This is a genomic window from Pseudomonas sp. LBUM1646 (assembly GCF_059716165.1).
This window is the reverse complement of the sequence record NZ_CP166810.1, coordinates 6456742-6480863: the sequence shown is the minus strand read 5'-3', so window position 1 is coordinate 6480863 and position 24122 is coordinate 6456742. Positions and strand designations below refer to the sequence as shown.

The following is a 24122-nucleotide window of genomic DNA, read 5'->3' as shown; positions in this document are numbered from 1 at the left end:
GACCCCACGACAGCGAACCCGTGGAGTGGTCATGACAACAACAATATCCCCCGACTCGCGATGGACGCGGCGGCGCAGCGAGAAGCAGCGGCGTCTTGAGTTGGTCAAAGGTTTTGCCGATGGTGTGGTGTTGCCCACCGACAAGATCGTCGCGGCGCTGGAGGCGTTGATTCTGCCCGGCGACCGTGTGGTGCTGGAGGGCAATAACCAGAAGCAGGCGGATTTCCTGTCGCGCTCCCTGGCCAAGGCTGACCCTGCCAAGCTGCATGACCTGCACATGATCATGCCCAGCGTCGGGCGCTCCGAGCACCTGGACCTGTTCGAACGCGGCATCGCCCGCAAGCTCGATTTCTCCTTCGCCGGCACCCAGAGCCTGCGCATCAGTCAGTTGCTGGAAGACGGCCTGCTGGAAATCGGCGCAATCCACACCTACATCGAACTCTATGCACGGCTGGTGGTGGACCTGATTCCCAACGTCGTGCTCTCGGCCGGTTTCATGGCCGACCGCGCCGGCAACATCTACACCGGGCCGAGCACCGAAGACACCCCGGCATTGATCGAACCGGCGGCGTTCAGCGACGGTATCGTCATCGTCCAGGTCAACCAATTGGTGGACGACGTCACTGACCTGCCCCGCGTTGATATCCCCGCGTCCTGGGTCGATTTTGTGGTGGTGGCCGACAAGCCGTTCTACATCGAACCGCTGTTCACCCGCGATCCACGGCACATCAAGCCTGTGCATGTGTTGATGGCGATGATGGCGATCCGTGGGATCTACGAAAAACACAACGTCCAGTCCCTGAACCACGGCATCGGTTTCAACACCGCCGCCATCGAATTGATCCTGCCGACCTACGGCGAATCCCTCGGCCTCAAAGGCAAAATCTGCCGCAACTGGACCCTCAATCCCCATCCAACGCTGATCCCGGCCATCGAAAGCGGCTGGGTCGAAAGCGTGCATTGCTTCGGCACCGAACTGGGGATGGAAAACTACATCGCCGCGAGGCCGGACGTGTTCTTCACCGGCCGCGACGGTTCGCTGCGCTCCAACCGCATGTTCTGCCAATTGGCCGGACAGTACGCGGTGGACCTGTTCATCGGCGCGACCCTGCAAGTCGATGGCGACGGCCATTCCTCCACCGTGACCCGTGGACGCCTCGCTGGATTTGGTGGCGCGCCAAACATGGGCCACGACCCACGCGGTCGCCGTCACGGCACCCCGGCCTGGCTCGATATGCGCCACGACGATGCGCCGGAAGCCTTGCTCGAACGCGGTAAAAAACTCGTGGTGCAAATGGTCGAGACCTTCCAGGAGGGCGGCAAACCGACCTTCGTCGAAACCCTCGACGCCGTGGAAGTGGCGCGCAAAAGCGGTATGCCGCTGGCGCCGATCATGATCTATGGCGACGACGTCACCCACCTGCTGACCGAAGAAGGCATCGCCTATCTGTACAAGGCGCGGTCGCTGGAAGAACGCCAAGCGATGATCGCTGCCGTCGCAGGCGTGACGGTCATCGGCCTGCGCCACAACCCGAAAGACACCGCGCGCATGCGCCGCGAAGGCTTGATCGCCTTGCCCGAAGACCTCGGCATCCGCCGCACCGACGCCACCCGCGAGCTGCTCGCGGCGAAAAGCGTGGCCGATCTGGTGGAGTGGTCCGGTGGCCTCTACAACCCGCCCGCCAAGTTCAGGAGCTGGTAATGCACGCACTTAACCTGCAACCCAAAACTTTAACCCTGGCCGATCGGCTGGCGGACCTAGCGGTGGATGCGCTGATCGACGAAGCGGACCTTTCGCCGAAACCGGCGTTGGTGGACCGTCGCGGCAATGGCGCGCACACCGATTTGCACCTCGGCCTGATGCACGCTTCGGCGCTGTCGTTGTGGCCGGCGTTCAAGGAAATGGCCGAAGCTGCCATTGAGTTCGGCGACGTCGGTTTGCCGTTGCGCGAAGCCCTTGGGCGGATTGGTCGGGAAGGTGAGCAAGCGATGCTCGCCACCACCGACGGCGTGAATACCCATCGCGGGGCGATTTGGGCCTTGGGCCTGTTGGTCGCTGCTGCCGCGCTTGAAAACACAAACACCAACGTCAGCGCCGTGACTTTACGCGCCGCACGTCTGGCTTTGCTCGATGACCGCTACGCACCACGTCCGCTGAGCCACGGTGCCCAAGTCGCACAACGCTACGGCGCACGCGGTGCGCGTGAGGAAGCGCAGCTCGGCTTTCCTTCTGTACTACAACGTGCACTGCCCCAACTCAAGCGCAGCCGCACCCTCGGCCATGGCGAACAAAACGCGCGCCTCGACGCCTTGCTGGCGATCATGACCCGACTGGCCGACACCTGCGTGCTCTACCGCGCCGGCGAAACCGGCCTGCAAACCATGCAACTCGGCGCCCAAGCCGTACTCGACGCGGGTGGCAGTGCCAGCCTCAGCGGTCGCCGCCGCCTGCACGAGTTGGATGAACAATTAATCGCGTTGAACGCCTCGCCCGGCGGCGCCGCCGACTTGCTCGCCGCCTGCCTGTTCATCGACCGCATCGAATCCGGAGCTTTCTGATGGAAACCTTATCCTTTGAATTCCCCGCCGGGCAGCCGCCTCGGGGCCGGACGCTGGTGGGCTGTGTTGGCTCGGGCGATCTGGAAGTGCTGATCGAACCGGGTGTGGCCGGCAAACTGACGATCCAGGTGCAGACCTCGGTGAATGGCGCTGAACAACGCTGGCAGCATCTGTTTGCGCGGATGTTTGACGGTCAGACGCCGCCAGCGATGGCCATCGATATCCACGACTTCGGCGCGACGCCGGGCGTGGTGCGCTTGCGTCTGGAACAAGGCTTTGAGGAGGTTGGCCATGACTGATCTCCTCAACAAGCACAGCTTCGTCGAACTCGGCGCTCGGCAACGGGCGAAAGCCTTGCTCGATGCTGGCACCTATCGCGAATTGCTCGACCCGTTTCAACGCGTGATGTCGCCATGGCTGTCGCGCCAGGGCGTGGTGCCGCAGGCCGATGACGGCGTGGTGATCGCCAAGGGCAGCATCGGTGGATTGCCGGTGGTCATCGCTGCCATTGAAGGTGCATTTCAGGGCGGCAGCCTCGGCGAAGTCGGCGGTGCGAAGATTTCCGGTGCGCTGGAACTGGCGGCTGAAGACAACCGCAAAGGCATTCCGACGCGCGCTGTTCTGTTGCTGGAAACCGGCGGCGTGCGGTTGCAGGAAGCCAACCTCGGGCTGGCGGCGATTGCCGATATTCACGCGGCGATTGTCGATTTACGTCAGTACCAGCCAGTCGTTGGTGTGGTGGCGGGCAGCGTCGGTTGCTTTGGCGGGATGTCGATTGCCGCCGGGTTATGCAGTTATTTGCTGGTGACTCAGGAAGCGCGGCTTGGCCTGAACGGTCCGCAGGTGATCGAACAGGAAGCCGGGCTTGAGGAATACGACTCGCGGGATCGTCCTTTCATCTGGAGCCTGACCGGTGGCGAGCAGCGGTTTGCCAGTGGTTTGGCGGATCGCTACGTCGCTGATGATGTGGCGCAGATTCAGCTGCAGGTCAGTGAATTGCTTAAGCAAGGTTTGCCCGAGCAGCAACGTAGCCAACAGTCCGCACTGTTTCTGAAGCGCTTGGCGCGGCTGGATGCTGAACCGCAAATCGAGCCTTCAGTGGTTCGCGATCTGTATCAAGGAGAGCGCTCATGAGAGGTTTGAACTGGTTTAACGCTTTGAGTCGCGGCGCCAAACCTGTCGTTGGTTTGCCTGCTTCGTTGAAAGTCGCTGACGGCTTCTTGGGTGATCAACCCGTACGATTTATCGCGGTGGTGACTGATTCCGACAACCGCTTTGCCCGCGCCCGCAATGGCGAGGTTGGATTGCTGGAAGGTTGGGGGTTGGCCAAAGCCGTGGATGAAGTCATTGCGGCCGACAGCGGCAAATCGCAGAAGCGCGCGTTGATCGCCATCGTCGATGTACCGAGCCAAGCCTACGGTCGTCGCGAAGAAGCGCTCGGTATTCACCAGGCATTGGCGGGTGCGGCGGACAGCTACGCTCGCGCTCGACTGGCCGGCCATGCCGTGATCGGTCTGCTGGTGGGCAAGGCCATGTCCGGGGCGTTTCTGGCCCATGGTTATCAAGCCAATCGACTGATTGCCCTGCGTGATCCGGGCGTGATGGTGCATGCCATGGGCAAGGCCTCGGCGGCGCGGGTGACCTTGCGCAGCGTCGAAGAGTTGGAAGCACTGGCCGCCAGCGTGCCGCCGATGGCGTATGACATTGAGAGCTACGCAAGCCTCGGTTTGCTCTGGGAAACCTTGTCGGTGGAACAGATTGAACAGCCGACGGCGCAAGATCTGACCCGCGTGACTGAATGCCTGAATCAGGCGATCAGCGATGTCGCCGCGAAGGGCCGTGACCTGAGCAGTCGCTTGGGCGCGAGTAACCGGGCGGCGTCGAGCAAGGTTCGCGAACTGCTGAGAGCGCAGTGGTGAATACGTTTCTGGCGCACGACTTGCTCTGGGGCATGACCTCGGAGCAGTTGCCTGTGGACGCGCCTGCGTGGGTGATCGAATCGCTCAGTGCAGGTCAGCCTGTTGTGGTTCGGCGTGCGTTGAGCGCGCCGGGTCAGGTCGCGGTCGGGGTGCGTGGGCCATTGCGGGAACAGCGGTTTGCGACGGTGATGTCAGTCGAGGCGATTCAGCGTCGGATAAAACCGGAAGACCTTTGTCATGCCTCAAGTGATCGAGACTTGCCTGCATTGCGCGCTCTGGATCAGCTACGGGCGAAGCTTGATGGTTGCGGTTTCGTCTGGGGTATCAGCGGCAGCACCGGATTCGAACTGGCCAGTGGTTTTCAGGCATTGCATGAGCGCAGCGATCTCGACTTGATCTTGCGCACACCGCAACCGCTTGCCCGTGAACAGGCTCGGGCGTTAGTGAGGATTTTTGATACCGCCGCCTGCCAGGTGGACATGCAGTTGCAGACGCCTTTGGGTGCCGTCGCCCTGCGCGAATGGGCCGGCCCTGCGCGTCGAGTCCTGCTGAAAAACGCCAGCCAAGCCTGTCTGGTGCTCGATCCCTGGAACCCTCAGGAGCAAGCAGCGTGAGCAGTTTGCTGGTGTTCCCCGGCCAGGGCGCGCAGCAGCCGGGCATGCTCCATCGTTTACCTCGGGAAACGGTGAACGAAGCGAGTGAGGTCCTGGGTGAAGACGCGTTGCGGCTGGATTCTGCCGAGGCATTGAAGTCGACGAGGGCGGTTCAGCTTTGCCTGCTGATCGCTGGAGTCGCGGCATCACGGCAACTGTTGGAACCAGCGGATTACGTAGCGGGGTTGTCCATCGGCGCTTACCCGGCAGCGGTGGTTGCGGGTGCCTTGGAATTCAGCGATGCCCTGCATTTGGTCAGCCTGCGCGGTGAACTGATGCAACAGGCTTATCCACAGGGCTACGGCATGACTGCGATCATCGGTCTTGATTTATCCACAGTGGAAGGATTGCTGGCGCAGGTTCACAGCGTCGAAACGCCGGTGTACCTGGCCAATATCAACGCCGATAACCAGGTGGTGATTGCCGGCAGCGACGGGGCGATGAAAGCGGTTGCCGCGCTGGCGAAAGGTCACGGCGCAGGCCTGGCCAAACGCCTGGCCGTCAGCGTGCCGTCGCACTGTCCGCTACTGGACGCTCCGGCGAAAACCCTCGCAGAAGCCTTCGCCAAAGTGACACTGAAAACCCCAACGATGGGCTACCTGAGCGGCAGTCGCGCGCGGCCCATCGTTAATATTGAAGCCTTGCGCGATGACCTGGCTTTCAACATGTGCCGCATCGTCGATTGGCGCGGCACCGTACAAAGCGCCTACGAGCGCGACGTACGGCTACAAATCGAACTGCCGCCCGGTGCGGTGTTAACCGGGCTGGCGCGCCGGGTGTTCGAGCAGGGCACCGTGATTGCCTTCGACGGTGCGCGGCTGGACACCTTGCAAGCGCTGTTGCGTGAGGAGGGAAGCCGCCAACCCTAGAACACCGACTCAGGCTTGCGAAGCACAAAAACAACAACTTCGACGATGCACTTTGAGGACTACAACAATGATTATTTACGGTGTGGCGCTGTTGGCGATCTGTACGCTGGCAGGGGTGATTCTGGGGGATGCGCTGGGCGTGTTATTGGGCGTGAAGTCCAACGTCGGCGGGGTCGGGATCGCCATGATCCTGTTGATCTGCGCGCGGTTGTACATGCAAAAGCGCGGCGGCATGACCAAGGATTGCGAGATGGGCGTCGGTTTCTGGGGTGCGATGTACATTCCAGTAGTGGTCGCGATGGCGGCGCAGCAGAACGTCGTGACCGCGCTGCACGGCGGCCCGGTGGCGGTGCTGGCGGCCATTGGTTCGGTGGTGATTTGCGGTTGCACCATTGCCTTGATCAGCCGGACCCACAAAGGCGAACCCCTGCCCGATGAACCGGCGGACGTCACGCCGGTCGGTACGCCTGTAGGAGGCCGCTGATATGTGGGAACTCATTGATAAAGGTCTGACCAATAACGGTCTGGTCACGGCGTTCGCTTTCGTCGGCGTGATCATGTGGGTCTCGGTGGTGTTGTCCAAACGCCTGACCTACGGACGCATTCACGGCTCGGCGATTGCCATCGTCATCGGCCTGGTGCTGGCCTGGGTCGGCGGCACCATGACCGGCGGGCAAAAAGGCCTGGCGGATCTGTCGTTGTTCTCTGGCATCGGTTTGATGGGCGGCGCCATGCTGCGGGACTTTGCGATCGTTGCCACGGCGTTCGAGGTGCAAGCCACCGAAGCGAAAAAGGCCGGGTTGATCGGCGCGATTGCGCTGCTGCTGGGTACGATCCTGCCGTTTATTGTCGGCGCGAGCATCGCCTGGGCCTTTGGTTATCGCGATGCGATCAGCATGACCACCATCGGCGCGGGCGCGGTGACGTACATCGTCGGGCCGGTGACCGGGGCGGCGCTTGGTGCCAGTTCGGATGTGGTGGCGTTGTCGATTGCTACCGGGTTGATTAAGGCGATCCTAGTGATGGTGGGTACGCCGATGGCGGCGAAATGGATGGGGCTGGATAACCCGCGCTCGGCGATGGTGTTTGGCGGGTTGGCTGGCACGGTCAGCGGCGTGACAGCCGGGTTGGCGGCGACGGATCGGCGGTTGGTGCCTTATGGGGCGTTGACGGCGACGTTCCATACCGGGCTTGGCTGTCTGCTTGGGCCTTCGTTGTTGTACTTCATTGTTCGCGGGATTGTTGGCTAATGATCGTTCCCACGCTCCGCGTGGGAATGCCTCCTGTGACGCTCTGCGTCACGCTTGAGTAGGGACGCGGAGCGTCCCGGGCTGCATTCCCACGCGGAGCGTGGGAACGATCATGTGGTGGCTTGGCGATTGGCATACATCCGACACTCCGCCAGCAACGCCAGCAAATTCGGATCGCGCTCCTTGGCTTTCAAGAACACCACGCCAATGTGCTGCTGCAGCCGATACTTTTCCTGCAACGGAATCAGCTTCACCCGGTTTTCATACACCGCCGCAATCCTTCCCGGCAGCAACGCATAACCCACCCCCGAGCTGACCATGCTCAGCAGGGTGAAGATGTCGTTGACCTGCATCGCCACTTTCGGCTCGAACCCCGCCTGCTTGAACACCCGGATCCCGTCCTGGTGCGTGGCGAAGCCTTGGGTCAGGGTGATGAAGGTTTCGTCGCGCACTTCTGCCAGATCGACTTCGGTCCGTTGCGCGAACTTCGAATCCGCCGGGGTGGCGAGGAAGATGTCGTCGGAAAACAGCTGAATATGCTCGCAATCCGGGTCGTTGACGCTGTCGTCCAGGGACACCAGGATCGCGTCGACTTCCATGTTTTTCAGCTTGTAGAGCAGGTCGATGTTCGAGCCGAGGATCAGGTCGATGTTGAGTTCGCTGCGGCGAATCTTCAGGCCCATGATCAGCTGCGGCACGGTCTTCACCGTCAACGAATACAGCGAGCCGAGTTTGAAGCGCTCGGCCGAGAACCCGGCGGCTTCGCGGGTCAGGCGCACGCTTTCGACCACGTCTTGAATCAGCTTCTGCGCCCGTTCTTCCAACACGTAGGCGCTTTCCAGCGGCGTCAGATTACGGCCTTCGTGCTTGAACAGCGGGCAGCGAAGGGCGCTTTCCAGCGAGTGAATCGCCCGGTGCACGCTGACGTTGCTGGTCTGCAACTCGGCGGCGGCCCGGGCCAGATTGCCGGTGCGCATAAAGGCGAGGAACACCTCGAGTTTTTTCAGGGTCAACTCTTCGTCGATCAGCATCGCGCGGACTCTTTTTGGAATGACCTGATTGTGCACGTATGTGACTTCTTGTAGGAGCTATGTAGGAGCTGTCGAGTGAAACGAGGCTGCGATCTTTTGATCTTGGCGTTTTCAAGGGCGCCGAGAAACAAGATCAAAAGATCGCAGCCTCGTTTCACTCGACAGCTCCTACACAGGGTCTACGCATCGCGTACGGGAGATATGTGTCTTGAAACATTGCGCTTTTAGTCTCAAGGCCTGAGCCTTGCGCACTGCGGCAACGAATTTCGAGGTAAGCGATACATGTATCACGGGGAACGATTGAACGCCTGGACCCATCTGGTCGGGGCGTTGGCGGCAACGGTCGGGGTGGTGTGGATGCTGGTGATCGCCAGCATGGACGGCAGCCCGTGGAAGATTGTCAGCGTGGCGATTTACGGTTTCACCTTGATGGTGCTCTACAGCGCGTCGACCGTGTACCACAGCGTGCGCGGGCGCAAGAAAGAGATCATGCAGAAGGTTGATCACTTTTCGATCTACCTGCTGATCGCCGGCAGCTACACGCCGTTCTGCCTGGTAACCCTGCGCGGACCGTGGGGCTGGACGTTGTTCGGGATTGTCTGGGGGCTGGCGCTGATCGGCATCCTGCAAGAGATCAAGCCGCGTTCGGAAGCGCGGATTCTGTCGATCGTGATCTACGCAGTGATGGGCTGGATCGTGCTGGTGGCGGTCAAACCGCTGCTCGCGGCACTGGGCGCTACCGGTTTCGCCTGGCTGGCCTCGGGTGGGGTGTTGTACACCGTGGGGATTGTATTTTTTGCCCTCGACCATCGCCTGCGCCATGCCCACGGGATCTGGCATTTGTTCGTGATCGCCGGGAGTCTGCTGCACTTTGTGGCGATTCTGTTTTACGTCCTCTGAGCCGGCTACGGAATCAATCGATCCAGTTGCGCCTGCGCCCGTCGGCTGAAGACCTGCAACAGGTCGCTCAAGGTGTGGGGCGGCGGTTCGTCGGCGCGGGTCACGGCGTACAGGGTGATCGGCAGCGCCGGGGCCAGCGGTCGAATCGCGGTGGTGGCGGGGGAGGCACCCAGCGCGGTAAACGGGTCGATGACCGCCAGCCCGGCACCGGATTCCACCATCGCCCGCGCCAGCGAATAGGTCTGCACGGCGATGCGCACCCGTGGCGGCGGATCGACCGCTTCAAGGTAGCTGTCGAGCCTGACGGCCAGCGGGTCGGCGCTGGACAGGCCGATCAGCGGCGCGCCGGCCAATTCGAGCAATGGCAACGGTTGACCATGGCTGGCGACGGGCCAATAGCCCAGCGGCGCCAGCGCCACCAGCATCCCACTGGCCAGGGCTTGCGCCTTCAGCCCCGGATGATCCGGCGGCTGCAACGTCAGGGCGACATCCACTTCGCGCATCAACAGGTTCTGCATCAGCTCACGGCTGTGGGCGCTGGACAGTTCGCAGACGATGTCCGGGTAGCGTTGCGTCCACTCGTTGATCGCCGGTGGCAGCAGCGATAGCGCCAACGCCGGGATCGCGCCGATCCGCATACTGTGGCCCGGCTCGCGGCGCAGGCTCTGGGCCAGGCGTCGCACGCCTTGCAGGCTTTCGGTGACCTTATCGACCTCACGCTCAAGCTCCAGGGCTTCGGGCGTGGCCTGCAATTTACCGCGTACCCGCAGGAATAACGCAAAGCCCAGTTGCTGTTCGGCGTGTTGCAGCACTTTGCTCACCGCCGGCTGCGAGACGTGCAGCAACTGTGCGGCGCCACTGACCGAACCGGTCTGGCGAATGGCTTGGAAAATCTCGATGTGACGCAGGCGCATGGCGAGTCCATAACCTTTGTTTATGGGTCAGCCATCTTTAGGCATTGTTCAACGGCTGTCACCTGGTCCTAACCTGAAGCCTGTTTCAACAACGGTTAAGGACAGACATGGCTCAGCGGGTTTGCATCATCGGCGGCGGCGTCATCGGGCTGACAACGGCTTACGCACTGGTTCGCGACGGCATCGACGTGACCTTGGTCGAGGCCCGGGATTCGCTGGCCAGCGAAACCAGTTTCGCCAACGGCGGCCAGTTGTCCTACCGTTACGTCGCACCTCTGGCCGATGCCGGTGTACCGCTGCAAGCAATCGGCTGGATGCTGCGCGGTGACTCGCCCCTGAAGCTGCGCCCACGGCTGGACCCGGCGCAATGGCGCTGGATGGCTTCCTTTCTGGCAGCCTGCCGGCGTTCGGTGAACCAGCGCAATGGCGCGCATTTGCTGCGCCTGGCGCTGCTGAGCCAGGCCACGCTGCAAGGCTGGCGCGACGAAGATCGCCTCGACGGTTTCGGCTGGCGGCGCAACGGCAAACTGGTGACGTTTCGTGAAGCCGCGAGTTTCGAGCATGCGCGCCACAGTTTGGCCGATCCGCAACAGCAACAGGTGTTGTCCCGGGCCGAATGTGCCCAACTGGAGCCGGCGCTCGCCGAAGCGCCGTTCGTGGGCGCGATTTACACAGCTGATGAAGAAGTCGCCGACTGCCACGCTTTCTGCCAGCAACTGGTGGCCCGGCTCAAGGCGTCGGGGCGTTGCGAATTTTTGCTCGGGCAACAGGTTACCGGCATTCGCCACACGGACGGCGCGGTGCAGGCCATTGAAATGGGCGCGCAGGTGTTGCCGGTCGAGCAACTGGTGATCGCGGCCGGGCATCGCAGCCCGGCGCTGGCGTTGCCGGGTATGAGCTTGCCGCTGTACCCGCTCAAGGGTTACAGCCTGACCTTGCCCATTCGCGCCGAACATCGGGCGCCGGACCTGAGCATCACCGATTACAACCGCAAGATTGTTTATGCGCGAATCGGTGCTCAACTGCGCGTGGCGGCGATGGTCGATATTGTCGGCTTCGACCCGGCGCTCGATCCCAAGCGCCTGGCACTGATCAAACGCCAGGCCCAGGAAACATTACCCAATGCCGGCGACTACGACGCCGCCATCGAATGGGCCGGCATGCGCCCAGCGACCCCCAGCGGTGTGCCGTTGATTGGCGCCACGGCGTACCGCAACCTCTGGCTCAACCTCGGCCATGGTGCGCTGGGGTTCACCTTGGCCTGCGGCAGCGCGCGGCTGCTCAGCGATTTGATCACGCAGCGCGCACCTTCGATTGAAATGCATGGCCTCGCGCCTCGCGTCGCCTGACTTGAAAAGGAAGCACCGATGAGCATCAACCGAATCAACAGCAACAGCCGACTCTCTGCCGCCCTGACCTTTGGCGAACTGGTGTTTCTCTCGGGGCAGGTGCCGGGCGATAGCCGTGACGTCAGCGGCCAGACCGCCGAGGTGCTGGCGAAAATCGATGCGCTGCTGGCCGAGGCGGGCAGCGACAAGGATCACCTGCTCAGCGCGACCATTTACTTGAGCGACATTGGCCGCGATTTCGCCGCCATGAACGAGGTCTGGTCACACTGGTTGTCGCCGGGCAAGGCGCCGACCCGCACCACATTGCAAGCTCAACTGGCCCGTCCAGAGGTTTTGGTGGAAATCACCGTGATCGCCGCCCGCCGCTAATTGCCTCACCCACAACGGAGAATAACAATGCAAAAAATTACGTTGATCGGCTGCACCCTCGGCCTGCTGCTCGCCAGCCAGGTCCAGGCCAATGAAGCGCCGCTGACCGGCACGCTGAACAAGGTCGCCAATGCCAAGAGCATCACGCTGGGCTATCGCGATGCATCGGTGCCGTTCTCCTACGTGGGTGATCACTCGGGGCAGCCGATGGGCTACTCGGTGGATCTGGCGAGCAAGATTGTCGAGCGCATCAAGCAAAAACTCGATCAGCCGAATCTGCAGGTGAAGTACAACCTGGTGACCTCGCAAACGCGCATTCCGCTGGTGCAGAACGGCACGGTCGACCTTGAGTGCGGCTCCACCGGGGTGACGGCCGAGCGCATGCAGCAAGTGGCGTTTTCCTACGGGTTTATTTATGTGAAGGGGCAGTTGCTCACGGCCAAGGACAGCGGCATCAAAAGCTTCGCTGACCTGCGCGGCAAGAATGTCGTGACCACTGCTGGTACCACCAATGAGCGGTTTTTGAAGAGCTACAACGTTGATCACAAAATCGACATGTTCGTGATCAGTGCCAAGGACCACGGCGAAGCGTTCCAGATGCTGCAGTCGGGAAGGGCGGCGGCGTTTTACATGGACGATGCGCTGCTCTACGGCGAACGGGCCAAGGCTCGCGATCCGCATAACTGGGTGGTGGTGGGTGAGGAGCAATCGCGGGAAATCTACAGCTGCATGGTGCGCAAGGGCGACCCGCAATTTCTCGAGTTGGTGAACTCGACACTCGCCGATTTGTACAGCTCAGGGGAAATCAACGGCATTTACAACCGCTGGTTCCAGCAGCCGATTCCACCCAAAGGCCTGAACCTGGAGTTTCCGATGACCAGCGAACTGAAAGCAATCATCGCCAAACCGGTGAGTGATCCGGTGCAATAGTTCCTGACTGATGATCGTTCCCACGCTCCGCGTGGGAATGCAGCCCGGGACGCTCCGCGTCCCAAAAGGCCGAACGCGGAACGTCCGTGGAGGCATTCCCATGCAGAGCGTGGGAACGATCCGCGCACGATCCCTGTAGGCGCTGCCGAAGGCTGCGATCTTTTAGAAGTCACCCCAAAGCTGCTGGGCAACCGCCAACGCAACAACCGGCGCGGTCTCTGTGCGCAACACCCGCGGTCCAAGCCGAGCAGCGTGGAAACCGGCAGCCTTGGCCTGATCAACCTCAACATCCGACAACCCACCTTCAGGGCCAATCAGGAACGCCAACGTCGCAGGCTTGGCATGACTCACCAACGGCTCCGCCACCGGATGCAGCACCAGTTTCAACTCAGCCTCGGTCTGCTTCAACCAGTCCGCCAGCAGCAACGGCGGATGAATCACCGGCACCCGTGAGCGCCCACATTGTTCGCAGGCGCTGATCGCTACCTGGCGCCAGTGCAGCCGACGTTTATCGGCGCGTTCGTCCTTGAGGCGGACTTCGCAGCGGTCGGTGAAGATCGGGGTAATTTCGCTGACGCCCAGTTCGGTAGCTTTTTGAATCGCCCAATCCATGCGCTCGCCACGGGACAAGCCCTGGCCGAGATGGATTTGCAGCGGCGACTCGACTTGCCCGGCGAAGCTTTCATCGATCTGCACGGTGACGCGTTTTTTCCCGACTTCCACCAGCGAGCCACGAAACTCGTGGCCCGAGCCGTCGAACAGTTGCACCGCATCACCCTCGGCCATGCGCAGCACGCGGCTGATGTAATGGGCCTGGGCTTCGGGCAACTCGTGCTCGCCGGTGCTCAGGGGGGCGTCGATAAAAAAGCGGGACAGTCTCATCTTGGGTCTCTGTAGTTTGATCGTTCCCACGCTCTGCGTGGGAATGCCGCCACGGACGCTCCGCGTCCGCTCTGGATGTGACGCAGAGCGTCACGGGATGCATTCCCACGCAGAGCGTGGGAACGAGCGAAAGTACTAGCCCGGATCTCGGAAGCCCGGGTGAAACTCTTTCGGCACCGAAACGCTAACGCTGTCACGGGTCGCAATGTCGATCCCTTCGCTGGCCACTTCCGCCAGGAAATCAATCTGCTCCGGGGTAATCACGTACGGCGGCAGGAAATACACCACGCTGCCCAACGGGCGAAGTAAAGCACCGCGCTCCAACGCATGCTTGAACACTTTCAAGCCACGGCGCTCCTGCCACGGATAGGCTTCCTTGGTTGCTTTGTCCTTGACCATCTCGATGGCCAGGACCATGCCGGTCTGGCGCACTTCCGCGACGTTCGGGTGATCGACCAGGTGCGCGGTGGAGGTGGCCATGCGCTGGGCCAGGGCCTTGTTGTTCTCGATGACGTTGTCTTCTTCGAAGATGTCCAGCGTCGCCAAGGCCGCCGCACAGGCCAGCGGGTTGCCGGTGTAGCTGTGGGAATGCAGGAAGGCGCGCAGGGTCGGGTAGTCGTCGTAGAACGCGCTGTAGACGTCATCGGTGGTCAGCACCGCAGCCAGCGGCAGGTAGCCGCCGGTCAAGGCTTTGGACAGGCACAGGAAGTCCGGGCGGATGCCGGCCTGTTCACAGGCGAACATCGTCCCGGTGCGGCCGAAGCCGACGGCGATTTCGTCGTGGATCAGGTGCACGCCATAACGGTCGCAGGCCTCGCGCAGCAACTTGAGGTACACCGGGTGGTACATGCGCATGCCGCCCGCGCCTTGGATCAACGGTTCGAGGATCACGGCGGCTACGGTGTCGTGGTTCTCGGCCAACGTTTGTTCCATGGCGGCGAACATGTTGCGTGAGTGTTCTTCCCAGCTCATGCCTTCGGGGCGCAGGTAGCAATCCGGGCTCGGCACCTTGATGGTGTCCATCAGCAGGGCTTTGTAGGTCTCGGTGAACAGCGGCACGTCGCCCACTGCCATCGCCGCCATGGTTTCGCCGTGGTAGCCGTTGGTCAGGGTGACGAAGCGCTTCTTGTTCGGCTGGCCGCGGTTGAGCCAGTAGTGAAAGCTCATTTTCAGCGCGACTTCGATGCAGGACGAGCCGTTATCGGCGTAGAAACACCGGGTCAGGCCTTCCGGGGTCATCTTCACCAGGCGCTCGGACAGCTCGATCACCGGCTGATGGCTGAAACCGGCGAGGATCACGTGTTCCAGCTGATCGACCTGGTCCTTGATGCGCTGGTTGATCCGCGGGTTGGCGTGGCCGAACACGTTGACCCACCAGGAACTGACGGCGTCGAGGTAGCGCTTGCCTTCGAAGTCTTCCAGCCAGATGCCTTCACCGCGCTTGATCGGGATCAGCGGCAGCTGTTCGTGGTCTTTCATCTGGGTGCAGGGGTGCCACAACACGGCCAGGTCCCGTTGCATCCACTGATTATTCAGGCCCATTTACAGTCTCCTCGAGGCGGTCCGCGGCAGGCGCGGGCAAACAATCGCGCAAGCCTATGCAATGCGTCGCGCCGGGACAACCCATTGTGTCGATTGAGCTACTTTGTAGGGGGCGATAGACGTCGCTGGCGGCGTTTTGATGGCTGACGTATTCTTCGCGGTTCTTTGAGTCGTCTGACTCGCAAAACTGCTTTTTCCTACCTGTATTTCCGGAGTTCGCTGAATGTCTGCTGGTTGGCTGCGCGCCTGTGCGCTGGTGATGTTGGGGCTGTTCAGCGTGTCTGCGCTGGCCAAGGATAAAACGGCGATCGTGATCGGCGGCGGGCTTGCGGGCCTCACCGCGGCGTACGAGCTGCAAAACAAAGGCTGGCAGGTGACCCTGCTGGAAGCCAAGCCAAGCCTGGGCGGTCGCTCCGGCATGGCCACCAGTGAGTGGATCGGCAACGACAAGACCCAGCCGGTGCTGAACAAGTACGTCTCGACCTTCAAGCTCGGCACCACGCCCGCGCCTGAGTTCGTGCGCACGCCGGGCTACCTGATCGACGGCGAATACTTCACCGCCGCCGATTTGGCGACCAAACAACCGGCCACCGCCGAAGCGCTCAAGCGCTACGAAAAGACCCTGGATGACCTGGCTAGCTCGATCACGGATCCGCAGAACCCGGCGGCCAACAGCACGCTGTTCGCCCTGGACCAGATCAACGTGGCCAACTGGCTCGATCGCCTGAGCCTGCCGGCCACGGCCCGTCAGTTGGTGAACCAGCAGATTCGTACCCGTTATGACGAACCTTCGCGGCTGTCGCTGCTGTACTTCGCACAACAGAGCCGGGTCTACCGTGGCGTGTCCGACCGTGACCTGCGCGCTTCGCGCTTGATCGGTGGCAGCCCGGTGTTGGCCCAGGCCTTCGTCAAACAGCTGAAAACCATCAAGACCAGCTCCCCGGTATCGGCGATCACCCAGGACAAGGACGGCGTGACCGTCAAAGTCGGTAGCGTTGGCTACCAGGCTGACTACGTCGTGGTAGCCGTGCCATTGCGCGCCCTGAACAAAATCATCATGACCCCGTCGCTGGATGCCCAGCACATGGGCGCGATCAAGGGCACCAACTACGGCTGGCGCGACCAGATCATGCTGAAGTTCAAGACGCCGGTATGGGAAAGCAAGGCGCGGATGTCCGGTGAGATCTACAGCAACGCTGGTTTGGGCATGTTGTGGGTAGAGCCGGCGCTGAAGGGTGGCGCCAACGTGGTGATCAACCTGTCCGGCGACAATGCCCGCGTTATGCAGGCCTTCGGCGACAAGCAGATGGTCGATCAGGTACTGATCCGTCTGCACGCGTTTTATCCACAGGCGCGCGGTTCGTTCACCGGCTATGAAATCCGCCGCTACAGCACCGACCCTTCGATGGGTGGCGCTTACCTGGCCTTCGGCCCGGGCCAGATCAGCAAGTACTGGCGCCTGTGGGAGCGTCCGCTGCAACGCGTAGCGTTTGCCGGCGAACACACCGACACCTTGTACCCGGGCACCCTGGAAGGCGCTTTGCGCACCGGTCAGCGTGCGGCCAGTCAGGTTGAAGACCTGGCGGCAGGCAAGTCGTTTGAACCGGTGAAAATTGTGCCAGCGGCGACCGCAGCAGCGGCCGGCGCAGTGGCGGCGAAGAAAGGTAACTTCTTTACCAACCTGTTCGGTGGTTCTGACGACAAGCCAGCACCGGCCAAGGCACCTGAGCCAGTAGCGCCTGCTCCGGCACCCGCTCCAGTCCCTGCGCCAACCCCGGCCCCTGCTCCGGTTGAAGCACCGAAGCCAGCGGCGCCGGTTAAAGCCGAGCCAGCCAAGAAAGCGGCCAAGCCTGCGGCGAAGAAGCCAGCGGCGAAAACCGAGGCGAAAAAGGCTCCGGCCAAAAAAGCTGAACCGGCGAAGAAACCAGCAGCCAAGAAGCCTGCTGCAACGACCCCGGCAGCGACGGATACCAAAGCGCAGTAAGGCTTTGAGTTGAAAAAAAAGCGCGGCAGTGATGCCGCGCTTTTTATTTGTGTGTTTTTGGTTAAGTACTTGAAAAATGCTAAGTAAGTTTGCAGTCGACGATATCAGTCTAAATTCGTCGTGAAGTAGACAGGGTGTTCTGCTGAGGGGGATTGATGCAGTTGATCTGCTTAGCTTGTTAGCGAAATTTTTATAAATTAACCAAAGGGAGCGGTCCTTTGGTTAATTTAATTCGTTTAGCGCTTTTCTTTTTGTTGTCTAGCCGACGTGGACGCGGAAGGATTCTGCTGAGGAGATGCCTTGAGCGCTTCTTGCTTCCAAGAAGGCCATTGCTCAACGGTACGGCGCGATGCCGCTAGGTGGTTGAGGAATTCTTCCTTAGTGGGCGTCATGTTGGCTTTCCTCCAGGTACCTTGATAAAAGGGTTGCAGCTATGGTTTCGCGTTCAATGTACGAGCAAGGCAACATTTGGGTGCGTAATTTAGCATCCGCCTCGCTCCAGTCAAGAGCTTGACCGTCATCAGATTTTCTTATTACTGGATAACCGCTACCAAGATTTGTGGAGAATAGGTTAAAAAAGCTTCTAGGGCCAACTCCGATGAACGGTGCGAACACAACGTTGTTGCTACGTTGGTTTAGTGATATGGAGTCTGAGTGAAAGTCTAGGGCTTTGCTCTTTGGATAGGGCTCCACATATATAACTCTTTTTATTCCCGCTGCGACGATATGTTTGGCGCAATTATGACAGGGGAACGTTGTGCAGTATAAGTCGCTGCCAGAAGTGCCTACACCTAATCTGGCGCTTGAAAGCAGTGCCTCCATTTCGGCGTGAACGACCCTTCCGTATTCTGTGATGTCTTTGATTTTGCTGCGTTTTATAAGTGGTCTTAATTCATTCCTGTATTCTGCTGGAATAACCTCAAGAATGCTGTCAATGATTAAGCGCTTTTGTGTAGCATTTGAATCTTCACCTTTCATGTAATCACGGCCATCTTTTGCGTCCGCAATTTCCTGAGTTTCCTCGTCCAACTCAGGCCAGTAAAGCCCACCATGGGCCTTGGGTACGTCATTGGCACCGGTAGAAATTATGCATTGATTCTTGGTTAGCACTGCCCCTACTTGACGTGACAAATCCGCTGATCTCAAAGAAGCAGAGAAAGCCATAAACATCGCGTATTCGTCAAAGGTAGGAGTGATGTAAGGCTTTCCGAAAAGCAAATCAAAAACTCTCCAAATTTGCTTTTTAAGTGAGTCAGAGTTTCCATTGTAGTCAACGAAAAAATCGGACAAATGATAGGTGTCGCGAGTATGTTGTCCATAGTCGTCGCGCTCATCGGCATCTCTGTCAATAAGTTTTGATGCTTGCTCTTCGGGTATTGATTTGTCCTTTGTTAAATAGTTATGTCTCCTTGTGTGGTCAGCATGTACGCCAATAAGGAAAAAACCGTGTGAGTATATTTTGCGTAGCCGTTGAACTTCTGCTGGGTTTTTTAACGAATTGATAATGAAGGATTTTCTTCGGAGAGCTTCTTGGTTTTTGCGCAAGAGATTGATTCTTGCCGCTGCGCCAAGCGCGAGTATTGAATTGTCCTTGCTTTCCCTGCGCAGCTTGTTTCCTTCCTCCATATAAGCGCTGATCCTGCCAAACTCATCAGAGCTAGCAGAAGGTGAGCCAATGTTGGATATTATGTCGGTTGAGATTTTTATACGTTCTGTAGTGTAGTTGAATTTTAATAGCCGCTCTTCGATGAGGCCAGAAACTTCCGCGAGATTGGTTCCAATCGTCCCGACTAAGCCAATGACTAATTCGGAATCAGAGTATGAGTCGTCTAAGAAATAGGTCGCCGTTTCAACTGCCTCTGTTGATAGGTTTGCCACTGCTGTCTCAACTTCAGTCAGTGTTTCTGCAGTGATATTTTTTTCTATTTTTACTTCGCTATCTAGTAATTCTTCAATCAGAGCTTGGAGTTGTTCTGCTGAAGTAGTGTTGCCTTGGAATGTGATATTGCCAGTAGAGGGATACCAATTCATGATTCCTCTATTCTTTGCTCTGAATTGAAATTGATTCTGGTTGACCACTCTCCATTCACCCGCTTGTTGCAGCGATGCTAGCTTTATTTTGAGTTCGCTTAGCTCCCCATCAAATCGCATTTCGTTTCCTTGCTATGGTTTTGTTCTGATAAGTCCACAAATCACCCAACGACTCAACTGAGCGCACCGGAGGACGTGCTAATTTGCTAAAGACTAGTCGACACCAAGTGATCAGGCTAGGAGCTGATGGGCGGCATGGCGCGAGCGATACTCTGCATACGAGGATGGTGAAAAAATGACTGAAATTTCTACATTTTCCTACAGAGACAACGTCTGTATCTGCCCGTTTTTCGCGTTTTTCACTCGCTGACCTACGACAACAGAAGTAATCAGTGTGGGATATTTCATTTTGCGGCCTAGGAGCGTATCCCTAGGTTAATCTTTCCTTAACGCAGGACTAACAGACTCTTGATCGTATTTCTCGATATTTCAAAGCGAAATTTTCCGCTTTAAATCGATAGATAACTCGATAGTCTTGGTCGCAGTTCTCACAGGATTTGGGCAATGCAGCTACGTAACTCTTCTTCCCGCTATGGTTGGGTCAGCGTTTTCCTGCACTGGGGTGTGGCGTTGGCGGTCTTCGGGCTGTTTGCGCTGGGCCTGTGGATGGTCGGTCTGGATTACTACAGCACCTGGCGCAAAGACGCGCCGGACCTGCACAAAAGCATTGGCCTGACGCTGTTCGCCATCATGCTGCTGCGGGTGCTGTGGCGCTTCATCAGCCCGCCACCGCCGACTTTGCAAAGCTACAGCCGCATGACGCGCCTGGGCGCCAAGTTCGGCCACTCGTTCCTGTACCTCAGTCTGTTCGCTGTGATGATTGCCGGTTACCTGATTTCCACCGCAGACGGTGTCGGGATCCCGGTGTTTGGCCTGTTTGAGATTCCTGCACTGGTTTCCGGACTACCGGACCAGGCAGACACCGCCGGTGTGATTCATCTGTACCTGGCGTGGGCACTGGTAATTTTTTCCGGTCTCCATGCGTTGGCAGCATTGAAGCACCACTTTATCGACCGTGATGCGACGCTGACGCGAATGCTCGGCCGCAAAGCTTGAAGTTCAACCTCGACTCCAAAGGAATAGAAAGCATGTTGAAAAAGACCCTCGCTGCTCTGGCTATCGGTTCGGCCCTGCTGTCCGCCAACGTAATGGCGGCTGACTACACCGTCGACAAAGAAGGCCAGCACGCCTTCGTTGACTTCAAGATCAGCCACCTTGGCTACAGCTACATCACCGGTACCTTCAAGGATATCGACGGCAAGTTCAGCTTCGACGCTGCCAAGCCTGAAGACAGCAAGATCGAGTTCAATGTCAAAACCGCCAGCGTATTCACCAACCACGCTGAACGTGACAAGCACATCGCCAGCGGTGACTTCCTGAACGTGGGCAAATTTGCCGATGCCAAGTTCGTCTCCACCAGCGTCAAATCCACCGGCAAAAACGCTGCTGGCAAAGACACTGCCGACGTAACCGGCGACCTGACCCTGCTGGGCGTGACCAAGCCAATCGTGGTCAAGGCCACGTTCCTGGGCGAAGGCAAGGATCCATGGGGCGGCTACCGTGCCGGCTTCGAAGGCACCACCAGCATCAAGCGCTCCGATTTCGGCAAGCAGAAAGACCTGGGCCCAACCTCCGACGCGGTTGAGCTGTACATCTCGTTTGAAGGTGTTAAAGCGAAGTAACATTCGCGCCGACACAAAAACGCCCCCGATCTCACGATCGGGGGCGTTTTTTTTCGACGAAATCTGCGCTGCACCGCAAATCTGTAGGAGCGAGGCTTGCCCGCGAATGGGGGCGACTTGGTTTCGCAGGTGTGGCGGATGACGCCTTGGCGGGCAAGCCTCGTTCCTACAGGTTTGTGGCGCACCATAAAAAATGCCCCGGATCGTGAGATCCGGGGCATTTTTGTTTACTTCAAAAACTCAGCGATTGCGGGTCAGCAACGCTGGTTTCTCGCCGCGCGGACGACCAGGCAGTTGATCCAGTTGCTCAGGAGTCGGGAACCGATCGGTTTTCGACTCTTTATGGATGATCTTCGGTGCCGGGCCACGCGGGTTTTGCACGACCGGTTCCGAACGAGGCTGGTCGTCGGTGCGGGCCGGGCGGCGGTTGCGGGACTCTTCGCGACGGGCCTGACCGTCACGTGGAGCGCCGTTGCGTGGGCCGCTGCGCTTGGCTGGCGGGGTGCCGGTGGTGGCGCCATCGCTGCTGCGCGGACCGCTTTGGCGACCCTGAGGCTTGCCGCCGGTGCGCGGAGCACCAGCACCTGCGCCAGTTGCCGCACCTTGTGCCGGAGCACCCGGACGACGGCCACGGCCTTGGGCCGGTTTGGCTTGCGGCACGTAGTCAACGCGGTTGCCGAAGTTATCCACGTCGTCGTCCAGGAACTCGTCCGGAGCACGATCAGCAGCGGCTGCGCGTGGCGCCGGACGCTGTTGTTCGCGAGCCGGGGTGCCTTCGCGTGGCTTGTGTTCACGAGCCGGACGATCGCCACGACCAGTAGCGGCAGGTTTTTCCTTGCCGCCCTTGTCCTTGCCTTTGTCCTTACGACCGCCGCCACCGCCAGTGCCGGTCGGACCGTCGCCGCGCGGGCCACGTGGGTTGCGCGGGTTACGCACATCCGGACGCTCGCGAACTTCAGGTTTCTCGGCTTCTACAGCGCTGGAGTCGAAGCCCATCAGGTTGCCGTCGGCAATCTTTTGCTTGGTCATGCGCTCGATGCTTTTCAGCAGTTTTTCTTCGTCCGGGGCAACCAGCGAGATCGCCTCGCCCGAACGACCGGCACGGCCGGTACGGCCGATACGGTGCACGTAGTCTTCATCGACGTTCGGCAGTTCGAAGTTGACCACGTGTGGCAACTGGTCGATGTCGAGGCCGCGAGCGGCGATGTCGGTGGCGACCAGGATGCGCACTTCGCCGGCCTTGAAGTCGGCCAGGGCTTTGGTGCGAGCGTTCTGGCTCTTGTTACCGTGGATGGCGACGGCGCTCAGGCCGTGTTTGTCCAGGTACTCGGCCAGGCGGTTGGCGCCGTGCTTGGTGCGGGTGAACACCAGAACCTGTTCCCAGGCGCCAGCGGTAATCAAGTGCGCCAGCAAGGAACGCTTGTGGCTGGCAGCCAGGCGGAACACGCGCTGTTCGATACGCTCGACCGTGGTGTTCGGCGGCGTGACTTCAATGCGTTCCGGGTTGTGCAGCAGCTTGCCGGCGAGGTCGGTGATGTCTTTGGAGAACGTCGCCGAGAACAGCAGGTTCTGGCGTTTGCTCGGCAGACGGGCGAGGACCTTTTTCACGTCATGGACAAAGCCCATGTCGAGCATACGGTCGGCTTCGTCCAGCACGAGGATTTCCACGTGGGACAGGTCGACGCTGCCTTGGCCGGCGAGGTCGAGCAGGCGACCAGGGCAGGCTACCAGCACGTCAACACCGCGGGACATGGCCTGAACCTGTGGGTTCATGCCGACGCCGCCGAAGATGCAGGCACTGACGAACTTCAGGTCACGGGCATAGACCTTGAAGCTTTCGTGTACTTGAGCCGCGAGTTCGCGGGTAGGGGTCAGGACCAGTACGCGTGGTTGGCGCGGGCCGTGACGCTGGGATTTGTCCGGGTGACCGTTAGGGAACAACCGCTCCAGAATCGGAAGGGCGAAGCCGCCGGTTTTACCAGTACCTGTCTGTGCCGCGACCATCAGGTCGCGACCTTGCAACACGGCGGGAATAGCCCGCTGTTGCACCGGAGTAGGCTCGGTATAGCCCGCTGCCTCGATGGCGCGGACTAAAGCCTCGGAGAGACCGAGGGAAGCAAAGGACATGAGTAATCCTGTTTTAGTTAGGGCTTGGCCCAATGGGAGTCTTGCCTGGCGCGAATGGCGTTTAAGAGGACGCAATCCCGTCCGGTCCTGCTGGGTTTCGAAGGCTCGTCTGGAGCGCTCGCGCGGGCTGAAAAGCTGCGCTGTAGCGGGGTCGAGATGCCTTGAACGATTCCGAGCGTCCGGGCGTGAGCCTGGCGGGAAGGCCGGAGTATAACAGAGCAATCACTGCGCGCCGCTTTCCTGCTGCTCAACGGTTTTTCCACGCTCGGCCGAGGCGCTCGTCGTTTGTATGTCTGGGTTCGGACCGGCGCCATAGCGGGCGCTCAGCTCAGCATAGGCGGGCTCGCGCTTGAACCGCTTGAGTTCGGCACCAAAACGCTGCACCAGCAAATCCATGCCGGCGTTGCGTCGTACCGCGAGAAACTGGCTTTGATGGCTGATGATCGTGGGGTTTTCGGTGATCTGATCGCGGATTTTCAACTCGTCCAGCAAATGCTGGCCGACCCGGCGGTCGGTGATCAGCAGGTCGATGCGCCCGCGCAGCAGCTTGCCGAAGTTGGCTTCGTGGGTCGGTGCGGGCTCGCGGGTAAACAACGTCGAACCGCTGAAGTCCTCGCTGTACAAATAACCCGGCGAGGTGCCAATGGTCAGGCCTTTCAGGTCATTGAGCGTGCTGAAAGGGTGGGGTCGTTCGTTGGCGTAGAACATCACGAACTCGACTTCCGAGAGCGGTTCGCTGGGGTAGAGGAGGGTGGCGTCACGTTCGTCGCTGTGGAAAATGTCGAGTGCGCCGTCGGCCTGGCCGGTGTCGAGCATCGACAGGCAGCGTTTCCATGGCAGGAATTGCCATTCCACTTCGATCCCCAGGCGTTTGAAGACAATAGCGGTGGTTTCGTAGTCCAGGCCCAGGGATTTGCCGTTCTCCTCGTACACGTACGGTGCCCACGGTTCCGTGACAATGCGCAATTTCTCGCCCCGGGCGGTAAAGCTCAGGCAAGTGAAAAGAAGCACGGTCAGTAACTGCGTGATTAAAGGCATGGCTTGAGATTACGACGAGAAACCGTAAAGAGC

The 24122-nt window shown here is 59.8% G+C and carries 23 protein-coding genes; 16 read left to right on the top strand and 7 right to left on the bottom strand.

Going from position 1 to position 24122, the window contains the following annotated elements; genetic code table 11:
• The first annotated feature begins 31 nt into the window (after nt 1-31).
• The 9 genes from mdcA to madM all read left to right on the top strand — a co-directional run bounded on the left by mdcA (nt 32) and on the right by madM (nt 7250).
• Complete coding sequence (gene mdcA, locus ACA071_RS29565; RefSeq protein WP_133835608.1) at nt 32-1702, top strand: malonate decarboxylase subunit alpha; 1671 nt, start codon at nt 32-34, stop codon at nt 1700-1702.
• Nucleotides 1702-2559, top strand: a complete 858-nt coding sequence (locus ACA071_RS29560) for a triphosphoribosyl-dephospho-CoA synthase (protein WP_497642254.1) — start codon at nt 1702-1704, stop codon at nt 2557-2559. The genes mdcA and ACA071_RS29560 overlap by 1 nt, the downstream gene beginning before the upstream one ends.
• Entirely contained in the window at nt 2559-2858 is a 300-nt protein-coding gene (locus ACA071_RS29555) for a malonate decarboxylase subunit delta (RefSeq protein ID WP_149659714.1), read from the top strand. Before ACA071_RS29560 ends, ACA071_RS29555 begins: the two co-directional genes overlap by 1 nt.
• On the top strand, nt 2851-3693 hold the full coding sequence (locus tag ACA071_RS29550) for a biotin-independent malonate decarboxylase subunit beta (RefSeq protein ID WP_497642253.1): 843 nt from the start codon (nt 2851-2853) through the stop codon (nt 3691-3693). The genes ACA071_RS29555 and ACA071_RS29550 overlap by 8 nt, the downstream gene beginning before the upstream one ends.
• Complete coding sequence (gene mdcE / locus ACA071_RS29545) at nt 3690-4478, top strand: biotin-independent malonate decarboxylase subunit gamma (protein WP_497642252.1); 789 nt, start codon at nt 3690-3692, stop codon at nt 4476-4478. The genes ACA071_RS29550 and mdcE overlap by 4 nt, the downstream gene beginning before the upstream one ends.
• The gene (locus tag ACA071_RS29540) at nt 4472-5092 is read left to right on the top strand and encodes a malonate decarboxylase holo-ACP synthase (protein ID WP_497642251.1); all 621 of its coding nucleotides are present in this window, start codon (nt 4472-4474) and stop codon (nt 5090-5092) included. The genes mdcE and ACA071_RS29540 overlap by 7 nt, the downstream gene beginning before the upstream one ends.
• Entirely contained in the window at nt 5089-6000 is a 912-nt protein-coding gene (gene mdcH, locus ACA071_RS29535; RefSeq protein WP_497642250.1) for a malonate decarboxylase subunit epsilon, read from the top strand. The genes ACA071_RS29540 and mdcH overlap by 4 nt, the downstream gene beginning before the upstream one ends.
• Before the next feature lie 67 nt (nt 6001-6067).
• Nucleotides 6068-6484: a malonate transporter subunit MadL gene (gene madL, locus ACA071_RS29530; RefSeq protein WP_497642249.1), complete on the top strand. Its 417-nt coding sequence runs from the start codon at nt 6068-6070 to the stop codon at nt 6482-6484.
• A gap of 1 nt (nt 6485) precedes the next feature.
• A complete protein-coding gene (gene madM, locus ACA071_RS29525) occupies nt 6486-7250 on the top strand; it encodes a malonate transporter subunit MadM (protein ID WP_497642248.1) in 765 nt (254 codons plus the stop codon).
• Between the two features lie 110 nt (nt 7251-7360).
• On the opposite strand, the gene ACA071_RS29520 is transcribed toward madM, so the two are convergent.
• Nucleotides 7361-8281, bottom strand: coding sequence for a LysR family transcriptional regulator (locus ACA071_RS29520; protein ID WP_497642247.1), 921 nt, complete (start codon nt 8279-8281; stop codon nt 7361-7363).
• Nucleotides 8282-8563: 282 nt separating this feature from the next.
• Here ACA071_RS29520 and trhA point away from each other — a divergent pair, with 282 nt between their 5' ends.
• Complete coding sequence (trhA, locus tag ACA071_RS29515) at nt 8564-9181, top strand: PAQR family membrane homeostasis protein TrhA (RefSeq protein WP_497642246.1); 618 nt, start codon at nt 8564-8566, stop codon at nt 9179-9181.
• A 5-nt stretch (nt 9182-9186) separates the two neighbouring features.
• On the opposite strand, the gene ACA071_RS29510 is transcribed toward trhA, so the two are convergent.
• Complete coding sequence (locus ACA071_RS29510) at nt 9187-10095, bottom strand: LysR substrate-binding domain-containing protein (protein WP_497642245.1); 909 nt, start codon at nt 10093-10095, stop codon at nt 9187-9189.
• Nucleotides 10096-10202: 107 nt separating this feature from the next.
• Between ACA071_RS29510 and ACA071_RS29505 the strand changes: the two genes are divergently transcribed.
• Genes ACA071_RS29505 through ACA071_RS29495 form a run of 3 tightly spaced genes read left to right on the top strand, consistent with a single transcriptional unit; the run spans nt 10203 to nt 12743 of the window.
• The gene (locus ACA071_RS29505; protein ID WP_497642244.1) at nt 10203-11444 is read left to right on the top strand and encodes a D-amino acid dehydrogenase; all 1242 of its coding nucleotides are present in this window, start codon (nt 10203-10205) and stop codon (nt 11442-11444) included.
• An 18-nt stretch (nt 11445-11462) separates the two neighbouring features.
• Nucleotides 11463-11813, top strand: coding sequence for a RidA family protein (locus tag ACA071_RS29500; protein ID WP_497642243.1), 351 nt, complete (start codon nt 11463-11465; stop codon nt 11811-11813).
• Nucleotides 11814-11840: 27 nt separating this feature from the next.
• The gene (locus ACA071_RS29495) at nt 11841-12743 is read left to right on the top strand and encodes a transporter substrate-binding domain-containing protein (RefSeq protein ID WP_497642242.1); all 903 of its coding nucleotides are present in this window, start codon (nt 11841-11843) and stop codon (nt 12741-12743) included.
• Nucleotides 12744-12905: 162 nt separating this feature from the next.
• Here the strand turns inward: ACA071_RS29495 and ACA071_RS29490 are convergent, their stop codons facing one another.
• Entirely contained in the window at nt 12906-13625 is a 720-nt protein-coding gene (locus ACA071_RS29490) for a 16S rRNA (uracil(1498)-N(3))-methyltransferase (RefSeq protein ID WP_497642241.1), read from the bottom strand.
• A 135-nt stretch (nt 13626-13760) separates the two neighbouring features.
• On the bottom strand, nt 13761-15167 hold the full coding sequence (locus ACA071_RS29485) for an adenosylmethionine--8-amino-7-oxononanoate transaminase (protein WP_201198531.1): 1407 nt from the start codon (nt 15165-15167) through the stop codon (nt 13761-13763).
• 223 nt (nt 15168-15390) lie between these two features.
• Here ACA071_RS29485 and ACA071_RS29480 point away from each other — a divergent pair, with 223 nt between their 5' ends.
• On the top strand, nt 15391-17151 hold the full coding sequence (locus ACA071_RS29480) for a flavin monoamine oxidase family protein (protein WP_497642240.1): 1761 nt from the start codon (nt 15391-15393) through the stop codon (nt 17149-17151).
• A 378-nt stretch (nt 17152-17529) separates the two neighbouring features.
• On the opposite strand, the gene ACA071_RS29475 is transcribed toward ACA071_RS29480, so the two are convergent.
• Nucleotides 17530-19302: an anti-phage dCTP deaminase gene (locus tag ACA071_RS29475; protein WP_497642239.1), complete on the bottom strand. Its 1773-nt coding sequence runs from the start codon at nt 19300-19302 to the stop codon at nt 17530-17532.
• Between the two features lie 444 nt (nt 19303-19746).
• On the opposite strand from ACA071_RS29475, the gene ACA071_RS29470 reads away from it, so the two are divergent.
• Nucleotides 19747-20298 carry a cytochrome b gene (locus ACA071_RS29470; protein WP_497642238.1) on the top strand — a complete coding sequence of 184 codons (552 nt, stop codon included), beginning with the start codon at nt 19747-19749 and terminating at the stop codon, nt 20296-20298.
• 32 nt (nt 20299-20330) lie between these two features.
• The gene (locus ACA071_RS29465) at nt 20331-20924 is read left to right on the top strand and encodes a YceI family protein (protein WP_497642237.1); all 594 of its coding nucleotides are present in this window, start codon (nt 20331-20333) and stop codon (nt 20922-20924) included.
• A 240-nt stretch (nt 20925-21164) separates the two neighbouring features.
• On the opposite strand, the gene rhlE2 is transcribed toward ACA071_RS29465, so the two are convergent.
• Complete coding sequence (gene rhlE2, locus ACA071_RS29460; RefSeq protein WP_497642236.1) at nt 21165-23051, bottom strand: RNA helicase RhlE2; 1887 nt, start codon at nt 23049-23051, stop codon at nt 21165-21167.
• A 222-nt stretch (nt 23052-23273) separates the two neighbouring features.
• Nucleotides 23274-24089: a substrate-binding periplasmic protein gene (locus ACA071_RS29455; RefSeq protein ID WP_497642235.1), complete on the bottom strand. Its 816-nt coding sequence runs from the start codon at nt 24087-24089 to the stop codon at nt 23274-23276.
• Nucleotides 24090-24122 lie beyond the last annotated feature (33 nt).

Excerpts from the sequence above, each read along its gene's own strand:
- mdcA (WP_133835608.1), top strand. The coding sequence starts at position 32 with ATGACAACAACAATATCCCCCGACTCGCGATGGACGCGGCGGCGCAGC.
- ACA071_RS29560 (WP_497642254.1), top strand. The coding sequence starts at position 1,702 with ATGCACGCACTTAACCTGCAACCCAAAACTTTAACCCTGGCCGATCGG.
- ACA071_RS29555 (WP_149659714.1), top strand. The coding sequence starts at position 2,559 with ATGGAAACCTTATCCTTTGAATTCCCCGCCGGGCAGCCGCCTCGGGGC.
- ACA071_RS29550 (WP_497642253.1), top strand. The coding sequence starts at position 2,851 with ATGACTGATCTCCTCAACAAGCACAGCTTCGTCGAACTCGGCGCTCGG.
- mdcE (WP_497642252.1), top strand. The coding sequence starts at position 3,690 with ATGAGAGGTTTGAACTGGTTTAACGCTTTGAGTCGCGGCGCCAAACCT.
- madL (WP_497642249.1), top strand. The coding sequence starts at position 6,068 with ATGATTATTTACGGTGTGGCGCTGTTGGCGATCTGTACGCTGGCAGGG.
- madM (WP_497642248.1), top strand. The coding sequence starts at position 6,486 with ATGTGGGAACTCATTGATAAAGGTCTGACCAATAACGGTCTGGTCACG.
- ACA071_RS29520 (WP_497642247.1), bottom strand. The coding sequence starts at position 8,281 with ATGCTGATCGACGAAGAGTTGACCCTGAAAAAACTCGAGGTGTTCCTC.
- trhA (WP_497642246.1), top strand. The coding sequence starts at position 8,564 with ATGTATCACGGGGAACGATTGAACGCCTGGACCCATCTGGTCGGGGCG.
- ACA071_RS29510 (WP_497642245.1), bottom strand. The coding sequence starts at position 10,095 with ATGCGCCTGCGTCACATCGAGATTTTCCAAGCCATTCGCCAGACCGGT.
- ACA071_RS29505 (WP_497642244.1), top strand. The coding sequence starts at position 10,203 with ATGGCTCAGCGGGTTTGCATCATCGGCGGCGGCGTCATCGGGCTGACA.
- ACA071_RS29500 (WP_497642243.1), top strand. The coding sequence starts at position 11,463 with ATGAGCATCAACCGAATCAACAGCAACAGCCGACTCTCTGCCGCCCTG.
- ACA071_RS29495 (WP_497642242.1), top strand. The coding sequence starts at position 11,841 with ATGCAAAAAATTACGTTGATCGGCTGCACCCTCGGCCTGCTGCTCGCC.
- ACA071_RS29490 (WP_497642241.1), bottom strand. The coding sequence starts at position 13,625 with ATGAGACTGTCCCGCTTTTTTATCGACGCCCCCCTGAGCACCGGCGAG.
- ACA071_RS29485 (WP_201198531.1), bottom strand. The coding sequence starts at position 15,167 with ATGGGCCTGAATAATCAGTGGATGCAACGGGACCTGGCCGTGTTGTGG.
- ACA071_RS29480 (WP_497642240.1), top strand. The coding sequence starts at position 15,391 with ATGTCTGCTGGTTGGCTGCGCGCCTGTGCGCTGGTGATGTTGGGGCTG.
- ACA071_RS29475 (WP_497642239.1), bottom strand. The coding sequence starts at position 19,302 with ATGCGATTTGATGGGGAGCTAAGCGAACTCAAAATAAAGCTAGCATCG.
- ACA071_RS29470 (WP_497642238.1), top strand. The coding sequence starts at position 19,747 with ATGCAGCTACGTAACTCTTCTTCCCGCTATGGTTGGGTCAGCGTTTTC.
- ACA071_RS29465 (WP_497642237.1), top strand. The coding sequence starts at position 20,331 with ATGTTGAAAAAGACCCTCGCTGCTCTGGCTATCGGTTCGGCCCTGCTG.
- rhlE2 (WP_497642236.1), bottom strand. The coding sequence starts at position 23,051 with ATGTCCTTTGCTTCCCTCGGTCTCTCCGAGGCTTTAGTCCGCGCCATC.
- ACA071_RS29455 (WP_497642235.1), bottom strand. The coding sequence starts at position 24,089 with ATGCCTTTAATCACGCAGTTACTGACCGTGCTTCTTTTCACTTGCCTG.